Origin of the sequence: Paenibacillus darwinianus (genome assembly GCF_000598065.1) — a bacterium.
Lineage (GTDB): Bacteria > Bacillota > Bacilli > Paenibacillales > Paenibacillaceae > Paenibacillus_I > Paenibacillus_I darwinianus.
In genome coordinates this window covers 1-19,467 of sequence record NZ_KK082165.1, presented here as the reverse complement: position 1 = coordinate 19,467, position 19,467 = coordinate 1, and the positions used below count along the sequence as shown (strand labels likewise).

Sequence of the window (19,467 nt, the reverse complement as noted above, 5' to 3'; positions counted from 1 at the left end):
GTTCAGCACCAGATCGTCGCGTCCAAGCCGCAGCTCGAGCAGCCTGTCGCCTCGCAGCACGGTCACGCGCTTTGCCGTCTGATCCCAGCCCACCTGGCCCCCCATCGCGTCCGCCACAAAGCGGAACGGCAGATACGAGACCCCGTTCAATGCCAGCGGCGCAACGTCCAGCTTTATTGCCGCACCGTCGACATCAGCCGACTTTTTGCCCAACGTCAGGACGATTGCGGCCTGGTTCACCGGGGTGGGCGAAGCCGCGCTTTGCAGCATCAAATTGTCGAATGCCAGCTCTCCGGACATCGCCCGTTCGTCCTGGCCTTCCTTCAAAGTGGCGATATACAAGCTTTTCAGTTTGATCGGGTATTTCATGTCATGGATCGTAAAATCGGCCCGGACCGTCTTCCACCCGGTCCAGTCGACCGATTGCGCCAGATCGACCATGAACGCCTTCCCGGTCGAATCGGTCACGGCTGCTCGAAGCCAGTTGCGGCTGCCGTCGCCATAGACATCCACCGCCATACCGGTCGGACTGTCCGGCAGCGGCACACCCGTGCCGTTAAATACGGCATAAGCCGCTTTCGTCCGGTCCTCGACGCTGGTCGAGAAATCGTAACGCAGCTGCAAGGCATTGGAACCGTCGCCGCCCGGCAGGCCACCGACCGTGTCGACGCCGCTCGTTACCGCAGCAGGCGCGGACGCGGACGTGATGCCGTACGCCGGGCTCTCGAAGCGCTCGAATGGTTTATCGGTGCTGCCTGCCGCAAACGGAAGCAGCGCCGAGTAACCGTCATACCGCGCAATCGCATAGCCGGCGTTGGCGCCGGCCTTCACCCCATCGACGCGGATCGTGCCGTTCTGCACGCTGCCCGTGAAGCCGCGGAGCTCCCAATCGACTGAGCCGGCAGGAATCGTATAGGTCGAACCGTCGTCAAGCGCCACTTTCACGGGAACATCGACAATCGTACCTGCCTTGAGCTCGGCCGGACCGGCCTCAATGCTCATCTTGACGATTCTGCGCTCGCCGATGACCTCGATCGGCAGCTTGTCCGATCCCGAGCCGGACTTGACCGTGAGCGTCGCCTGCCCCGGCGCGGCCGCCGTCAAGATACCGCCCGACAGCTTGCCGACCGCCGGCTTGTCCAGACTCCATTGCGCCGCGATCCCCGCCGGATCGAGCGGATTGAAGTACGTATCGTAAGCCTTCAAGGCATACTCGGTCTGCTCCCCGATGAAGAGGATGCCTTTCCCGCTCGCTTTAATCCCCTTGAGCGAGCCCTTCGGCGCATTCGAATAGACGCCGATCGCATTCACGACGGGACGCTGATAGGTGCCGGCGCCGCCGTCCTCGGTCGGATGCGACAGCTTCGTGTCGAATTCCCCGAGCGGCCGGTCGATCATTGTCGTCGAGCCGCCGCCGTCCAGATTGATGCCTTTCCACACGCCGAGCGCCGCCATCGTCTTCTGCAGCTCGGCAATCGTCATGCCCGCGCTGCTGCCGCTGTCCTCCACCGTGATCAGATAAGCGGTCTTGTTGTCCCTCGAATAGCCGACCGCCGTACGCGCCCGGCCCGACGTAGGACTTAAGCTGCCCGTATTGCGCGAGAACGAAGACGGCTTGCCTTCATTGACCAGTATCGTATGGCCCCCGACCATCATCTGGAACGATGACGGGCTGAACGTTGTGCCGGAGGCGACCGATTTCAATTTCAGATCGGAGGTGACAGCCGTCCCTACCGTCAGCTGCTCGCGGAGGAATGCCGCCGCCGTCCCATGTCCGCGCAAAATATACCCGTTGGCGGGAGGCTGCACGTTAAGCGTCGCCTTATCGGCTATTTGCGTCACCACGCCGTCCACCACCAGCGCTTCGGTAGGCGTGCTGGCGCTGCTTGCCGTATTCGGCCGCTCGGCCGCCTTCCATACGTCGGTGTAAATATATAAAGCATTCACATGGCTGTAACCCGCATTCGGCTCCGTGCGGTATGCCGCTTCATTCATCCCCGCCAGCGGGAAGCTTGCGCCGCCGGCCGTCGCCACCGTGCCTTCCACCGTGAACCTGTCGATCATCGGAACACGGTCGGCCGTCACGGCGAACATGAACATACCCTCCAGCTGCCGCGGGCTTTTCACCAGCTCTCCGCTTGCGATTACCGCGCCGAAGGGCGTCGCCTCCGCGCTAGCCGTATCGAAATAGTCCGCGTTAACGCCGGCCACCGCTCCCGTCTCCTTCACCATCGAGGCAACCGTCGCTTTGCTTGGCAGCGTCCCGCCTTTGCCGTTCATCGCATTAAGCGAAACATAGGGATTCGTCAGATCGATTTCGATGACGCGCACGGTCGAGGTGACCGGTGCGCCGCCGCGGACCGAAGACCATACATAGTCCCTTCGCACCGCTCCGGATGTGATAATATTTTCGAATACCGCCGTCAGCTTCGGTTCCGCCGTATTCACCGCCGCAACGCTCGTTGGCGCGCCTGCGGCCGAGCCCTTGTCTCCATTCGCCCAAGCTTTCCCCGCAGCCAGCGGCTGGAGCAAGAGCGTGCCTCCGATGACCCATACAAGCACGCTTCTCATCGGACGACGGTCGTTCGATCGTCCCTTTCGACCCGAATTCCGGTTGCCGCGAATCGTTCTGCGCATCGTTCTATGATCTCTCCCATCTCCAAGTCTACTAGTAATAGACTCCTGGAGAGGTCGAAAAGTTACGATAAATGAGAATATCTTAAGATTGCAGCTGTCGGATAGCGTTTCGCCTCCCACAAACCCTCAACCATGCTGGTCGGGGTTTGTGGGAGGCGAAACGCGGTATTACCCTATTCATCCATAAACTTCACGTAAACGAGCAGCCGCTTCAGCATGATGACCGCTTCAGCCCTTGTCGCATTGGACCGCGGGTTGAAATTGCCGTTGGTCCCGCCGTTGATCATGGCCGCGCCGACCGCCTTTGACACATCCGTGAGCGCCCAGTCCGAAATTTTGCCCTTGTCCTTGAACCGGGTCAGATAGCTTGCCTGGCTCTGCGGCAGCCGCACCTCGACTTCGGCCGCCTTGGCGGCGCGAATCAGCATCGCTGCCATCTGTTCCCGGGTAATCGGGCTGTTCGGCTTGAAGGTGCCGTCTGGCATACCGGTAACGATGCCTGCCGCCGATGCGGCTCCGATATAGGCGGCCATCGCCGTTGACGAATTAACGTCCTTGAACCTGGCCGCCTCCTGCTTGCTGCCGCTTAGTCCCAGCCCCCGGGCGATATAAGTGGCGAACTCGCCGCGGGTGATCGACTTTGCGGGCTCGAATGCCGCCCGGGATCAAGGCTACCCCCAGGCTGTCGTCGGCCGGAGCGAAGGAAGGCATAGCCATCGGAGGCGCATGGACCGCCAGCGTCCATCCGGATAGCATTCCGGGAAAATTGGTGCCGCCGAAATCCTGGAATGCGCCGGACGATACCGTGACATTATAGCTGCTGCTTGCGCGCAGAGGCGTACCCGGGGTGACGAGGATCGAAGTAGTGCCGCTTCCCGTCACCTGCGAGGAGATCACGTTAACGACCTGCGAATCGCTTGCATCGGCTGTGTTGGTGAAGGTCACCGTTCCGTTGGCCGCATATACCGGCTCATCGAAGGTGAGCGCGACCGGCTGCCCCGCATCAACGTTGGAGGAACGTGCGAGCAGTACAGGCGCCGTCGTATCCGACGGAGCCGCCGTGAAATTCCATCCCGTGGCGGTGGAGAGACCGCCATAGTTGATTGCCGCAGATTCATTCCTGAATGCGCCTGCCTGGATCAGAACATAATAGCTCGTCCCCGCAATAAAATCAGCCGTGGGATCGATCGTGACGATATTTTTCGCGGCACTGTGAATGGTGATGCGGCTGCTGCTCGAAACGACGAATGATTCGACCGCCGTATTGTCCGATACTCTATAAATGGTCACGGCAGCGGAGCCTGTTCCCCTTATCACACTCTCATCGAACGTCAGCACGAGATTGGCCGACGGCGCCACAGCCGAGGCATTGTCGGCGGGCGACACTCCGAGCAAGACAGGTCCGCCTGGGGCGGCTTGCAACGGCCGAACACCACTGTACAGTCCGGTGACCACCCATTGTGTCAAGAGTATCGTTGCGAGAAAAATGGCAATGCTGTTGCGTTTCCGGGTCATGACGAATCCCACTCCCTAACTAATACAGTCCTACCCTAGTTTTCGGCTTTAGCGGCGGCGAAGTTTAGCCTCTCGAAACAAAAACAGCCCGCTGAGGAGGAAACCCTCCAAAGCAGGCTGAATGCATGATGAATATCGATCAATTACGCGAGAGCTTCAGCTTTGAGCTTATCCGCTTTGTCTACGCGCTCCCAAGGCAAATCGATGTCCGTGCGGCCAAAATGACCGTAAGCGGCCGTCTGGCTGTAAATCGGCCGGCGCAGGTCAAGCATCTTGATAATGCCTGCCGGACGCAAGTCGAAATTGCTGCGGATCACTTCGACAAGCTTGTCTTCGCTTACTTTGCCGGTGCCGTACGTATCAACGTTGATCGATACCGGATTGGCCACGCCAATTGCGTAAGCCAGCTGAATTTCGCATTTGTCGGCAAGACCTGCGGCCACAATGTTCTTCGCCACATAACGTGCCGCGTAGGCTGCAGAGCGGTCGACCTTTGTCGGATCCTTGCCGGAGAATGCGCCGCCGCCATGGCGCGCGTATCCGCCGTACGTATCGACGATGATTTTGCGGCCGGTCAGGCCGGCGTCGCCTTGCGGTCCGCCGATGACGAAACGGCCCGTCGGATTGATATAATATTTGGTATCGGCGTCCAGCCATTCCTGTGGAACGACCGGTGCGATAACCTGCTCGCGGATATCGTGCTGGATCTGCTCCAGCGCAACCTCTTCGGCATGCTGGGTGGACACGACGATCGCATCGACGCGTACAGGCTTGCCGTCCACATATTCAATAGTGACCTGCGTTTTACCGTCCGGACGCAAGTAATCCAAGGTGCCGTCCTTCCGAACCTCCGAGAGGCGGCGGGAGATGCGGTGCGCCAGTGCAATCGGAAGCGGCATCAGCTCCGGCGTCTCATTGGCTGCAAAGCCGAACATCAGGCCCTGGTCGCCCGCGCCGATGTCTTCATTTTCCTGCTGAACGTCTTTTCCTTCACGCGATTCGAGCGCTGCGTTAACGCCCTGAGCAATGTCCGCAGACTGCTCGTTCAACGACGTCAAAACCGCGCATGTGCTCGAGTCAAAGCCATACTTGGCGCGCGTATAACCGATGTCCTTGATCGTGCGCCGCACAATTGCCGGGATATCCACATAATCCGCGCGGCTGCTGATCTCGCCGATAACAAGCACAAGGCCTGTCGCGACGGAAACCTCGCAGGCTACGCGCGCATGGGGGTCCACCTCCAGAAAAGCATCAAGAACCGCATCGGAAATCTGGTCACATATTTTATCGGGGTGTCCCTCCGTAACCGATTCCGACGTAAACAAGTGCCGACCTGTCGTCGCCATCCCGTATCGACCTCCTATAAGCATAGTATGAAATAATGTCGGTTGCTCTAGACAAAAAATGAACCTTTTCCGAGGTGGAAAAGGTTGTTAGACAACGCTTCTAGGACAGTATGATACCGGATATGTCGGATGATGTCAATGTAACCGCATGCCGGCGCGCTACAGACGTCCAAGCGCCTGCTCGGCCTGCTGGATCAGCCGCCGGGTAATCATCCCGCCGACGGCCCCGGCATCTCGAGTCGCCAGGTTCGCCCATTGCACCTGCCCTGCTCCAACCGCCGCAATGCCCGCCCCCAGCTCGCCGGCGAATTCCGAGCTGTAATCACTGCCGCCCATGCCCGGCGTCACAAGCCCGAGCTCCGCTGCAATCTCATACTTCATTTGCTCCAATGCCTGCTTCGATTCCGGCACCACTTTGATGTTCCGCGATCTTCTTGGCATACTGCGCACCTCCTGATGAAATTGTGGCCTTAGTATGCCGAGGTTTTGTCGCTTTGAAGCGTATCACTTGTTGTCAAACAGGGAAGAATTATGATGAGAACCGATCCGATCGTTATTTCAGTTCATAGCCGCCTAGCACGAGCACCGTTAAAGGTCCGGTCTGGTCCGGGTCAGGCATCACGCCGCGGCCTTCGCGCGGAAATATGATCAGATGATTGTTCGGCACCGCATTGCCGCTCTTGATATCGGTGCCTGCGGTAACGTTGGAAATCCCGTTGACGTCCGAGCTGTACGCCACGCCTTTGCCGGCACGCAGCACGAACTGCGCCCCTGCCGATGCCATCAACGTTTGTCCCGGCTTTACAATGACGACTTCCGATGAGGTTCCGGCTTTGTTAGCCTCCATCTCTTTCTTGAACGCGTCCATCATCGCCTGCAGCTCCTTCCGGGCGCTGTCCCCGCTACCGCCGCCGCTGCCTAGAAGCTTATCGACGTAGCTCTTCGTTACGACAGGATCGTCGACGGAGCCGGGGGTGTCGCTGACGGCTTGGCTGATTAAATGTGAACCGCTCCACATACCTGCCCCTATTAATAATACGGCCACTATCCTTTTAAAAGCAGCTTTTTTCATTTGTATAACTCTTCTCCTCCCCACTGTAGTTTATATAAGTCAATCTAAAATAGGTTCAAGATGTTCACGATATAGAATAGACCGATCTTTTATTAGGATACATGAATATCGCTCACCAAACTACCCTTTGCACTATTCGGTGACAAACCATTTCAGTTCTTTGCTGGCCAAAACTACTTTTTGGTCACCTACCTGATCATAGATTTTTAGCAGGTACTTATTGTAAGTCGTAATCTTCGAACTGATATTGTCATCTATAAATATAAGCTTTTTCGCAAACCCGGTTCCTTCCTTCAGCGTGCTGGCCGTTCCCGGTTCGAGATCCAACTCGAATTCCGTGGATAAGGTCGATTTTTTCGTATCCAGATTTAAAACTTCAATTACCAATTTATGCGCCTCCGCGGTCTCACCTGACTCCAACACTTTGGATAAGTCATAATTAAAATTCAAAGACATCCCGACGATTTGAGGATTATCCGGGTCGCTCACATAAAGATTAGCAAAGATATTATGAAGTGATAAACCATAGCTTTTATATGGAATCTTTTGTAGCGTATTTTGTGTGCTGGCCAACCGATGAGGAGGCATCTCGTAAGATACGGCTTTTACTATGGCGTTTTCGGAAACCGCTCCCGGATCTGTTGCATGAGCCGCTGGAGCTGCTTTCGCATTTAGTTTCTGTCCCACAACTAAATGAAGGTCAGATTTGTCATATCGGGTCGGTACGTTAGCCCATGCGGAAAGCATTATTTTGCCGTTAGGTTTCACTTTTTTAGTGTAGGTCGAGAAAGTCAGGTAATAAATTGCACCATCGCCATTTTCAATATAACCCCCAAGCGGCACAATTTCAATCGGTCGATTTTCTTTGTTCTCATATTCCATTTGCGCATAAAATATTTCGTCAATATTACTTTCATAGATGCCGGCTTTCGTGATTTTCACGGCGCCTCTGCTACCCAAGCCTTTGATTTCGTATACCGTATCGATACTGACCTTCTCCAGGTCAGAAACCTTGTTATTAGTAAAGCGATACAAAGTTTTTGGCGTCTTCTCATTTTCTGCTTCCGTAAGTGCAAATTGTATCGATTGTATAGTGGTGGAATACGGAATCTTGGTGTACACGATCATATTGTAGCTCTGACCCGGCGCAATATTGATGCTGTTATCCAATAATACCTTCGCTGGCTCAGTGCTTAACTTCACCCCATTAATGGTAAAGTATCCGGAAAGCGCTGGAATCGTCTTATAAACCTGACTACCGTTCCTTATCGTGATGTCGGCCGCCAACATATCATAACTATCTATGGGCAAACGCTGGATCGACTCTACCTTAATGTCATAATTATTATAATTGTAGATTCCACTTGCGATCCCCTCCTGTGAACCCTTAACGATAGTGAATAAACCGATTAATGAACTTCTATTTGTAATTGTGGAGGGGGTACGCACAGTTAACTCCATCGTTTCCGGATTAATGCCCGCTGGAATTTGACCGTTTAATGTAATGACCTTTTTTATATTTGGCTGCAGTTTTTTCTCTTCTATTGTGTAAGCCAAAGGGTATTGGATGCCTTCCTTTGTTTTAAGCGAAAATTCCAAATCAGGTAGCATAAAAGCTGATTGACTCTTATTTATAAACGTATAGTCAAGATTTACGGTTTGTTCAAGATCATTTGTCGTGATAAATGCATGCCCAACCGTGTGTTCTACAGGCTGTCCGCTGACGAACAGTAGTTTTGGCTTCAGCGCCGGCGCCGCTGTCGCCGCTTTAAAAATTGGCATTTGGAAAACACCGATCGGCAATTTAACTTTGTTCGTTTCGTCCATTACAGCCATAACCAAGGATAATTTTTTACCCGCGCTGGCCAGCGGTATGACAGCGTTAAGCGCTATGATTTTCCGTTCTTTCGACTGAACCTTGGTTTGGCTCAGATCGTCTGATTCCAATTCATATACCGTCATGCTCTCTGTTTGAAGCGCAAAACGGATTTTTGACAAATCAGTGGTTTGAAAGCCGATGTTCTCTGCAAGCAAGTTTAGCGTGATATAAGCATAAGTTTGATCCTGACTCATTATCACCTGTTTTATCGCACCGCGTATTTTTGTATTATCGAAGAGCATAATTTCATCTTTGAAAGTGGGCGTGCTTTGAGAAAGCCCGAACGGATATTGGATCATTCCTAATTTACGCTCATAGCCTGCTGCCGAGAAGTCCCACTTAACGATTTCGAACTGAATGTCATTCAATTGAGTCTGTTGGTCTACCACAGCAAAGTATGTAAGATTGTCTGCAGATCTTGCAGAGATTGCCTTCGTGTCTCTATCTGTTTCTGATAAGGAGGTTTTAAATGACTTGCCGGATTTTGTTTTCACTCTGATCCAGTAATCCAGCAGGTTAAGGTCTTGTTTGCCGTTATTGATAATTACAAGGGTGAAGGATAGCAGTTTGCCTTTTTCCTGCATCAAGAAATGTGCATCACGGAGCACTAAATCACTGTTGCCCCCTAACGAGATTGCTCTTTGAGATACCTTTGCTTGCATATCCTTATTCGACTTTACAGGTGTAGCTTCAACTATTACCGGTAAGACTGCTAATGTGAGGAACATGATGACTGCAATACCCATCTTAATCCATCCGATTTTCACTTCTTATTCCCCCCCTGTCATAGTTCCTTAATAGTTAGACGGATAAGGATCACCAATTGTTTCTCCAATCAAAACAAAAACAAAAACAAAAAGAAGGCTCCCGAAGGAGCCTCCATTGTAGCTGAAAAATTAGTTCGTGATCGTAACTTTGATGATTTCGGTCGATTTGGAACCAGCCGATACAATAACGTTGAAGCTGTCGCCAGCGCCTACGTTAGTGATTTGAGCTGCTGCCAGACCATTGCTGCCGATAACCGGAGCAGTAACGTCCGCTTTACCGTCAACCAGACCGGAAATCGTCAGACGAGGAGTTACAGTTGTACCGTCAGCAAACGTGATAACACCCGTGCTTGCGTTAACAGTTGCATCTTTACCGTACTGATCCTTAGCGTACAGCTTAGCAGCGATGTCGGCGATGTTGAACGTTCCGCCAACAGTTGCAGCATCCAAGGATACAGCCGTTACTTTTGCGCTGTTCTCGCGAATTTCAATTACGTCAACTGCAGGAGCTACGTTCGTAGCGATTGCAGCCTTCACGAATTGGTCGCCCGTAGCGTTGATCGTTACGGTAACTTGACCTTCAACTTCTTTCTTGTCAGCTGTGAATCCAGGTGCAGCTACTACGCTGATTACATCAGCACCAACTACTTCTACAGCACCGGAAGCTTGTGCAGTAAATGCCGTGTTAGGAAGCGCAACTTTCTTATTGTCGGAAGTCAAACCGAATACGGACAGCGTCTTGTCGTATGCAGCGTTATCGAAAATTTTACCCAGATCTTCAACGCCGAATCCGGACAGGTCGCTCATTTCAACCGTACGGAATACTACCGTGTTTTGGGAAGCAGCTACATCAGTCCACGTACCAGATACATATTTCTGAAGCTTGAATGAGATAGACTCGGACCCTTTCTGAGCGCCGTTCAGTACAACCGTCGTTGCTGCCTGTGCATCAAGGTTTGCACCCGTCAGCGTGATGAAAGCGTCAGCCGTATCGGCAACTACTACACGATACTCGTTAGCTGCTGCCACACCATCTGCATCGAGATCAGCTGCGAACGCTGCATCCGTCATCGTGCGGCCGTACTGGTCTTCTACACGCAATTTGTCGTCAGTCAAGGTCAGTGTCTGGCCTTTGAAGATCAGCGTGTTAACATCGCTATCCAGACCAACGATAACAGCCGGTTTAGCTTCTGCTTTAATGTCGATCGTTTTGATAGCTACTTTGTTGTTCTTCGACAGAGCCGTCAAAGTCTGTGGACCTTCTGCAGTCGCCGTGAACTGGTAAACAACTTTACCTGCGTCTTTAGCGAACGAACCGTAAGTTGCACCCGTAACTGTAACACCTTTGGAAGCGCCGTTCAGTACGGATACATCCGTGATTTCGTTGCCAGCCAGATCCGTTACCGTTACAGGCACCTTTACAACTTCGCCAACAGCAACCAGACCTACTTCACCAAACGTTACGTTGTTGGATTTCAGCCCTTCCGATACCGTCAAAGTGAACGTAGTCGTTTTTGCATTGCCGGAACCAGCAGCGATCAGCGTTACTACGGAAGTACCCGCAGTAGGCGTACCTGACAATTGAAGAACAGTTTTTGTTTTACCGTCGATCGTCAGTGTAGTGAAATCTGCTCTGTTATTAACCAGGCTGTTAACGGAAACAACAGCAGGGTTCGTTACAGAAACGATAACTTCAGCGTCCAATTTAGCCTGGTCAGTTACAGCGCGGCCGTATTGGTCCTTCGCTTCAACAACCAGGGAGTACTCCGTTGCAGTCGAATCGGCAGTCAGCGCCTTCTTGTCTGCATGGTAAAGCTCAGTTACTGCAATTTCAGCTACTTTTGCTTCGCCGGAAACTTTCAGCGATTTCGAAGCTACTGTTGCCGTACCCGGGTGAATCAACGTCAGGGAAACAACGTTATCGATTGCGAACGTAGCAGCAGCTTGGATCTTAGCAGTTCCAGTGCTTTCAGTCAGGCCTACCGACGCGCCGCTTGTCGAAGCGTTAAGCGTCGTGATAGCCGTGATGTCTTCGCCGTATTGGTTCGTTACTTTGTAGCCAACTTCAATTGCATCGTTAGCAATCAGGTCGGCATCAGTACCGTCAACCAGTGCGCCGAAATCGGAAAGGATTTCGATAGCTTTTACAGTTTCTGCTTCAACCGTTACGGAAGCCGTAGCTGCCGTCTGGTCAAGACCAGTAACCGTGACGTCGTACGTACCAGCAACCATCTTGGAGGACAGCTCAACTGTTGCCGTCTTCTTGTCAGCAGACCACGTCGTGGATGCAATACCTACGGAGTTAGAGCCACGCTTGATGGAGATGTTAGCTTTCGCCGTATCAACCGCTTGGTTGAAAGCAACTTCCAGCTTCTTAGCGCCTGCAGCTTTAACTGTAGCAGCCAATTGCTCAAACTTAACCGTTACGCTGTACTCTTTGCCTTTGTGCGTAACTTTGATCGTGTTGTCGCCAACTTTCAGCGCTTCCGTCAGAGCTACCTTCTCCGTTTCATTGTCGGAGAACGATACTTCAACGTTCTTCGCGTCTACGACTTTGTAGCCCGTTACGGAGATCAGTGCGCCAATCTCGCTTACAACAGCGAACGTAGCGTTAGCCAATTGGCCGCGCGTAGCGATAGCTGTGTAGTTCGTGGAAGCAGGGATCAGCTTCGCTTCAACAGCTGCTGCTACCCAGCCTTTAGCCCAACCGCTTACTTGGCCTTCTACTGCTGCGTCGGATTTCTCCAGACCCACCAGACGAGCGGCGATCGTTGCCATTTGCTCAACGGATACTTGGGCAGTCGGGTTGAACTTGTTGGCGCCGACGCCTTCCATGTAGCCCGCTTTAGCAACTGCCGCGATTTCCTCGGATGCCCAGTAAGCTGTGCGAACATCAGCGAAAGAAGCCTTCGCCGTCGTTTCGAGCTTCATTGCGCGTGCGATAACCGCCGCGAACTCTGCGCGGGTCATTTGCTTGTCGAGACCTGCGGATCCGTCCGGGAAGCCCGTGAAGATGCCTGCCTCTTTAAGTACATCATACTTGCCTTGCGCGTCCGTCGCTGCAGCAGCTACGGATGCGAACATCGAGAAAACCATAGCAATTGCTACGAGCAGGGATAAACTTTTCTTCATAACCTTTTTTTCTCCTCCTCTAAAATCCTTCGGTTGTTGAGAGTTTTGTTGAAAAATGTGATGGCTCGTTTCCCTCATCGGCCGATTCACCCCCTTCCCAGAGTAGAGCACGATTCATAAAGATTGTGTCTGCGTGCACGTTAAACCCTATGTAAGAACATGTCGCAGAAACTCATAAAACGAAGAAGAAAAATCTGGTAGATTCGACCCAGCACTATAACATTATACAATGGGCGAATTCTACCGTAAAGAGAAAGTTATATTTACTGCTCTGCTCTCCGTTTTCCGCTTCCCGTTTCGAGTTACATGTATATAAACGCATGTTTCCCGAAAAAGTTGCGAGCTGCGAAAAAAAGTTTTAAAAACCTTAGCGTCTCTCGTTCGCTTGATCAGTAGCGCCTACACCGCCGCGCCTCGACGCGAAATAGGGTCCAAGAAAAAAAGAAAAGCCTGGCTGCTCGAGCCGGCCTTTCTCCTTCTTACCTTACTCTATTGTTCCTATTTATAGCAGCTTCGCTTTCTTCATCACGCGTTCCACGATGACCGCAGCTTCGGCGCGTTTAAGGTTCGTCAGCGGATCGAAGCGGAAGGTCGGCTTCGCGCCCCCGCTAACCGGGTTCGGAATGCCTGTGATATACCCCGCCTTATTGATCGCGAGCACGGAGCTGACCGAATAATAATTGAGCAGGTTGGCATCCGTGAACAGCTTCTGCAGGGCGACTCTGTCTTTCGCAGGGTCTTCCTTGCCCTTCAACAGGTTTGTCGCTCTGGCGATCATGATCGCAGCCTCTTCGCGAGTCAGCGGCTCGTTAGGGAGGAAAATTCTCGGTCCCCGTCCCCGGACGATGCCCTTGCGGACCGCCGTCTCGATGTATTTGTAATCCCATAGCGCGCCCGGAATCGCAAGGTTAGGCACATCGTCGAAGGTCAGGTTGTTATCATCGTAGTCCAGCGGAATTTTCAGCATTTTGACCATTAACTGCGCAAATTCGCCGCGTGTGGTATTGTCGTATACGCCAAATTCGTTGTCGCTCTTCTTGTTCATGATTCCGCGGGCGAACATGAGCTCAAGCGAGTTGCGTGCGAATTCGTGGCTCACGATGTCGTTCTGCCCGTAGCGCAGCGTTTGAACGGCGTAGAAGCCGAAGCCGTCGAAATCGGTCGTGACTGTCTTTTTGCGGGTGTCCACTTTACCGCCGAGGTTGATCCACTGCACGCCGTCGAACCGCCAAATCGCCAGATTGGCTGCCGCTTCGTTGCGAAGAGCCTCGTCATATTTGATCGTAATGATCCCCCGCTGGGACGGCACCAGCCAATAATCCGGTTCGTTGCGGCCGTAGAACGGCAAGTTGTCGCCGCCCGTCTTGTACGGATGCTCGCCTTTGACGAATTTATAATCGTTCAGCGACGACATATTCACGGAACCCGGGTCGATCCAGTACATTTCGGACATGAATCCGAACTGCGCAACAGGCGTCAGCAGGTTCTGCGCGCTCGGGTTCGTGCTGATCGGCGTAATCGTGCCGTCGATATTCTCCGTTTTGATCGTTCTTCCGTCGCGTCCGGCGATGCCGAACATGATCTTCTGCGAGTCGAACAACCCGTCTACGTTCAGCCCCTTCTTGGCCGGCGCCAGGAATGTGTTTCTCGGGAACGACAGTGTCAGATTGCCTTTGAAGGCGGAAATTTTCCCGGAAGACGTAAGTTCAGCCATCAACTGTGCGCCCACGGAATCATCAGCGGCATAGTTGACGTTAAACGTTCCCTTCACTTTCTGATTGCCCCGGTTGACCGTAAAGTCTATCTTGTTTTTGCCTGTCTTCAATTTGGTGACCTGGTAGCGGAAAATATAGTCGTTCGGATCCTTCCTCATTCTTTCTTTGCCGATATCGATGCTGTCTGCGCCTTCCGCCCGTATGATGACATCCAGAAAGTTTTGGTTGATGACCGCTTCTTCCGGCAGCTTCGGCGACAATATCCGGTAGGGCGGAATGACGCGCGAGATCGTAACCGTTTCGGAGACCGTCACGGTCCCGCTTCGACCGGTAATCGTGATGCTTTTGGAGCCGCCGACGGCCGGGAGCCCCACGAGCACGCGCAGCTTGTACGGATTACCGTCCGCTTCCGAGCTGTCATCTACGATCAAATAGCTCGTATCACTGCTGACCATACCTGAACCGCCTGCAGCGGCGGTCGCTTTCACTTGGCCATCCTCTTGAATTATAAGATCGGTCACCTTGGTGGCGTGAAACAAAACGTCGATGTTCAATTCTTCCGTCGAATACTGGCTGGTCGTTCCCTGCCGAACAATCTTCTGTTGCGGATCGTCCAAATACGGCGTCTGCGGCAGAACATTCCGCGGAACCGGCAATATGTTCAGGATCGACGGTTTGTCGGCGGACAAGAAATAAACCGTAATGGTCGTAGAAACTGGAACCCCGTTGGCCGTACCCGACACCGTTATTGTGTTCGGACCGGCTACGAGCGCGAGTTTAGCCGCATCCGTATATGCAAAAGTAGGAGCCGCCGGCAAAGCGGAGATCGGAATCTGATCCGTTTTCCCGTTCACCGTAATGTAGACGCTGGTCAGGTCCGGCGATCCGGAGGTTGTGTTGAAATTGACCAGCTTGCCCTTCACCCCGCCGACTGCGGCGCTAGCAAGCTCCCCCGAGCTGGTGAATACCTTGCCGTTGGTCAAATTCGTGATTTGGATGGACGGCGCCGGCAAGAAATTAAGCGTAACCGACTTCGTCGTCAACGAATTGTTCACGGAGAACTCCAATCGGACTTCGCCGGCAGGCATTTTATTGATTCGGTACACGGTGAAGCCGCCGGGCGAAGACGTGAACGGCGTTGCGCTGAAAGCGGCAGACGTCTGCTCCACACCGTCGACGTAAGCCTTCAGGGAAGGTGTCCCGTTGCCGTTAACCGTCTGAAGCATCAGGTAAAGCGGGGTTTGAAGCACCGTCATGTTATCGGTGAATACCGGGCTGTCCGTATAAGTGACATTCGTGCTTGATTCCGTTACGCCGTATAATTGCCTGATGCTTGAGATATACGGCTTTGTCGGATCCGTGTTCGTAAACGTCAAAGGAAAGTTGGCGGCGCTCTGCGAGGCCCAGGGCGTGCTTTTCACCCGAACGCTGTACACGCCCTCGCCGCCGGCTGTGAAATCGAACGCCGTCGTCGAGCTGAAAGGAAAGTCCACATAGCCGGGATTCGAGTAAACCGCAGCACTGACCGTCGTGTCCAACGTGGACAACAGCGTAGAACCTTTGGATATCTCCAGCGTGATTGCGGGTGACGTCGCCGGCGTAGGCGAAGGTCTCACAAATGACAGCTTGCCTGCAATCGTCTGGGAGCCCGTAATGTAGAGCGTCGGGTTCCCGTCTAGTTTAAAGGAGCCCGCGGTCATGCCGTGTGCCGTAGGCGCATTCGCGTAGTATACGATTTCCCGAGTGAGCGTGTAGGTTTTGCCGTTGTTGCTGGCCACAAAGACGAGCTGGTTATGACCCGGCGTCAGATTGAGCGTCGTGGTGGTATACGTCCCGGCGCTGCCGCTGAACGCCTGTATGCCGTTGACCGTCACTTCCGTGGCATTGCTGGCCGAGATGATAATGCCCGGGCTGGCCGTGCCGACGATAAGCGGCGTGCCGCTCACGAGCAGCCGGTTATCCGACAGCTTGATTTGCGTGATCATCGGGTTGTTGCCGAAGAAAATATAACCGCTGCCTTCAACCGAGTTGCCGGCATCATTTTTGCCCATGACGGTAATTTTGTTCATACCTTCAAAAATTTCCACGTTCGGAAAGGAAAAGCTCTGGCCGTTCGAAATAACCGGAGCTGTCGTGCCGGCCGAGGATTCCTCCACGACTTTGTTCACGATTTTCTCGACTTTATAAGAAATACTGTTGGCCGACACACCGGTGAACGAACCCGAAATGGTGATCCGGCTGGTGATGACCTCAGGCGCGGATGCCTCGCTGCTGCCCAGATTGTCGAATTGAAAATAAAGCGAGTCGGACGCGGCGAACGCCGATCTGCTCCAAGGTATCATGGTGACGAGAAGTGCGATGACTAGAACGGGACTGAGTATCCTTTTCCACAGGGTTGCCACAAAATTTTCCTCCTTATGTCAAACATTCTGTACCAATGTTATCGGTCAACCGCATCCGAAAATTTAGTAGCCGAGGAATAAAAAAAGAGCCCCACTCCCCTGGCGGAAGTATGCTCTCTGGCGTTGCGATTCATTTTTACCGGGCTATTATTTGCCTCGCGACTGGGTAACGAGCTTCATGCGCAAGCGCTGAATGAAGTCGAGCACAGGCCGTTTCGACTTGTCGACGAGACCGATCAGCTCGGCGCCGATCTGCATAATAAACACAAGAACGGCAATGACGACGAATGTGACCCAGTTGGCCGCGGAGGATTGAATGACAGTCGATTGAATGATGGCAGAGACGCCGAAGAAAGCGGCGATCCCGTAAATAATCAGCACGGTGCGGCGATGGCTGTAGCCCAGCTCGCGCAAGCAGTGATGCAAATGGCCCTTATCGGGTGCGAAAATCGGTTTCCGGTTCACCATGCGGCGCACGACCGCAAAGAACGTGTCGGCCATCGGCACGCCGATGATCAGAAGCGGCGTCACGAACGAGACGATCGCCACCTGCTTGAAACCGAACATTGAGAGAACCGCGAGGCTGAAGCCGAGAAACAATGACCCGGAGTCGCCCATGAATATTTTGGCCGGGTGGAAGTTGAACACCAGGAAGCCGATAATGCCGCCGAGCAGCAAGGCGCTCATCAGAATAACAGGTTCAGATCCCATCAAGCCGGCCATCACCAGAATGGTGCCAATCGCGATGCCGGACACGCCTGCGGCGAGCCCGTCCAAACCGTCGATCAGATTGATGGCGTTCGTACAGCCCACGATCCAGAAAATCGTAAGCGGAATAGAAAGCCATTCCGCCACAGGCTGCATCGTATCTCCGAATGGAATGTTCAGCAGGTTGATTTGAACGTCGAAGCCGAATACGACGACCGACGCAGCCGCGATCTGGCCCAGCAGCTTCACTTTGGCTGATAGCTCGAACCGGTCGTCGAGCGCCCCGATCAGGACGATGATCGTACCGCCGACCAAAAGGCCCTTGATCAGATTCATATCATATCGGTTAAGCAAACCATCGGGCAGGAAGGGAAACAGCACCAGGAACGTGCCGACGAAAGCCAGATAAATCGCCAGTCCGCCCAGCCTTGGCATAATTCGCGTATGGACCTTTCTGGCGTTCGGTTTGTCGATGGCGCCGACTTTAAACGCGAAATTTTTGACCACCGGTGTCAGAATAAGCGCAATGATCAATGCAATGGTAAAGCCGATGATGGAATATACGCCTGCTGGCATTTGGACACTCCCCTTTAGTTCATACCGGATTGATTATACTCCGATCGAAAAGGAATCGCCAACCCCGTTTTCATTCAATTTACACGATTTTAACGAATTTTTCATGGTCTGGGCGGGCGTTTTGCGAGGTTTTCTCGGGCGCGAAGCACTTTCACTGCGAATTTCGGCAGCGCAAGCATTCTCGACGCCCTTGTCGGCTGCTTCAGCAGCCTGTAAAACCACTCAAGTCTGAGCTTCTGAAACAGCACAGGCGCCCGTTTCATTTTGCCCGCGATCACGTCGAAGCTCCCTCCGACGCCCATCATCACCGGAACGCCCAGCTCCTGCTTGTAGCGGCCGATCCACGGCTCTTGCGTCGTGAGCGCCCGGGCGACAAACAGCATATCGGGCGCGGCCGCACGAATCTCCTCGACCACAGACGCATCCTCGTCCGGCCCGAAATAACCGTTGCGATAGCCGGCCAGCCGGACGAGCGGATAGCTTGCCTGCAGCTTGCGCGCCGCTTCCGCGATCGTCTCCTGCGTCGTGCCGAGCAGATAGACGGACCATCTGCGCCGCTCGCCCTCACGCATGAGCTCATGCAGCAGATCAAAGCCGGCCACCCGCTCCGGAACAGGCTCGCCGGCGCGTTCGGACGCCCATACGACGCCCGCGCCGTCCGGCACGATAAGCTCGGCCTCGGCCATCACCCGGTAATAATCCGGATCGTCGAGCCCAGCCATGACCATGATCGGATTGCCGGTTATGACTTGAGTCGGCTTCCTGTGCTCGATCGCATCGGCCAGGTAGTCGACGGTCTCGCGCATATTCATTTTGGAAAACGGAAGTCCGAACAGGGTAACCGTCGGATACGGCCTTGATGTCTCTTCCATGAAACGGCTCGTCACCTCGACCTCGCTATCTTTTGACGCAAATATTGAATAATTTGTTTCGCGGGCTGCTCCGCTTCCCGCTCCAGCTTCAGAATGGCTGCTTGATGGCGGCTCCGCCACGCTTGGGCGCCCGCCTCGTCCAGCAGCCCTTCCGCCGCGTCGGCAAAAGCTTCGCCGTCCAGCGATTCCGTCGTCCCAATCGCCTTCAGACCGAGCCGGCCAAGAAACTGATCGATCTTCGGGTCATATGACAACCCGAGCATCGGCACCTGTTGATTCGCCGCATAGATGAGCGCGTGCAGCCGCATCGCGAACACCAGGTCGCATCGGCTGACCTCCAGCAGCATTTGCTGCGGATCCTCGCCGGGCGCTGCGACCTCGGCGGTGCTGGCGCCGATCGCGCCCAGCTGCGACATGACCGCGTGCGACACCGCAGCGTCATCCGGCGTATGAAACGGCAGGAAGCGCAGCCGCACCGCGCGCCGCCGCGCAAGCGTGGCCAAGGCCGACGCCGCGCGCGCCAAGTCGGCCGCATCCTTGCGCCACTCGCGCAAGGACACGCCGACCACCGGCACGCGTTCGCCGCCGGGCTCGGCCCCGGCCGCGCCAGCCTTTCCTGAAGCCTCCGTACCCTCGGCATGCGGAAGCGGAAGCCCCATTACCGGATCGGGCACGATCTCGATCCGGCCCCGGTCGACGCCCATCCGCGCAAGCAGCGCGGCCGATTCGGCGTCACGCACGGATACATAGCGGCTACGCTTCATGACGCCGCGGATCAGCGGGTTCATCCATTGACGGGTAACCGGTCCGATGCCCTGCGAATAGATGAACGTCGGCTTGCCGAGC

General features: G+C 54.1%; 12 protein-coding genes. All 12 read right to left on the bottom strand.

The features are described 5' to 3' along the window. The coding region (locus tag BG52_RS09140) for a phosphodiester glycosidase family protein (protein WP_051602307.1) at nt 1-2,637 on the bottom strand (2,637 nt) is incomplete at its 3' end. Between the two features lie 173 nt (nt 2,638-2,810). Then, nucleotides 2,811-3,122 (bottom strand): S-layer homology domain-containing protein, encoded by a 312-nt coding sequence (locus BG52_RS09135; protein ID WP_263280391.1) that lies wholly within the window; start codon nt 3,120-3,122, stop codon nt 2,811-2,813. Nucleotides 3,123-3,183: 61 nt separating this feature from the next. After that, entirely contained in the window at nt 3,184-4,152 is a 969-nt protein-coding gene (locus BG52_RS14875) for an Ig-like domain-containing domain (RefSeq protein ID WP_081793720.1), read from the bottom strand. A 143-nt stretch (nt 4,153-4,295) separates the two neighbouring features. After that, nucleotides 4,296-5,498, bottom strand: coding sequence for a methionine adenosyltransferase (gene metK / locus BG52_RS09130; RefSeq protein ID WP_036667144.1), 1,203 nt, complete (start codon nt 5,496-5,498; stop codon nt 4,296-4,298). Nucleotides 5,499-5,657: 159 nt separating this feature from the next. Then, the gene (locus tag BG52_RS09125) at nt 5,658-5,939 is read right to left on the bottom strand and encodes an alpha/beta-type small acid-soluble spore protein (RefSeq protein WP_036667143.1); all 282 of its coding nucleotides are present in this window, start codon (nt 5,937-5,939) and stop codon (nt 5,658-5,660) included. A 112-nt stretch (nt 5,940-6,051) separates the two neighbouring features. Further along, nucleotides 6,052-6,516: a hypothetical protein gene (locus BG52_RS09120; RefSeq protein WP_223298963.1), complete on the bottom strand. Its 465-nt coding sequence runs from the start codon at nt 6,514-6,516 to the stop codon at nt 6,052-6,054. A gap of 186 nt (nt 6,517-6,702) precedes the next feature. Then, on the bottom strand, nt 6,703-9,216 hold the full coding sequence (locus BG52_RS09115) for a hypothetical protein (RefSeq protein WP_036667141.1): 2,514 nt from the start codon (nt 9,214-9,216) through the stop codon (nt 6,703-6,705). Between the two features lie 129 nt (nt 9,217-9,345). Beyond that, nucleotides 9,346-12,426, bottom strand: coding sequence for an S-layer homology domain-containing protein (locus BG52_RS09110; protein WP_036667140.1), 3,081 nt, complete (start codon nt 12,424-12,426; stop codon nt 9,346-9,348). 424 nt (nt 12,427-12,850) lie between these two features. After that, complete coding sequence (locus BG52_RS09105; RefSeq protein WP_051602306.1) at nt 12,851-16,465, bottom strand: S-layer homology domain-containing protein; 3,615 nt, start codon at nt 16,463-16,465, stop codon at nt 12,851-12,853. Between the two features lie 147 nt (nt 16,466-16,612). After that, nucleotides 16,613-17,749, bottom strand: a complete 1,137-nt coding sequence (locus tag BG52_RS09100) for a glycosyltransferase family 4 protein (RefSeq protein WP_036667139.1) — start codon at nt 17,747-17,749, stop codon at nt 16,613-16,615. Nucleotides 17,750-17,850: 101 nt separating this feature from the next. Beyond that, entirely contained in the window at nt 17,851-18,621 is a 771-nt protein-coding gene (locus BG52_RS09095; protein ID WP_036579804.1) for a WecB/TagA/CpsF family glycosyltransferase, read from the bottom strand. Nucleotides 18,622-18,632: 11 nt separating this feature from the next. Further along, on the bottom strand, nt 18,633-19,467 hold an 835-nt coding region (locus tag BG52_RS09090), incomplete at its 5' end, for a polysaccharide pyruvyl transferase family protein (protein WP_036579807.1).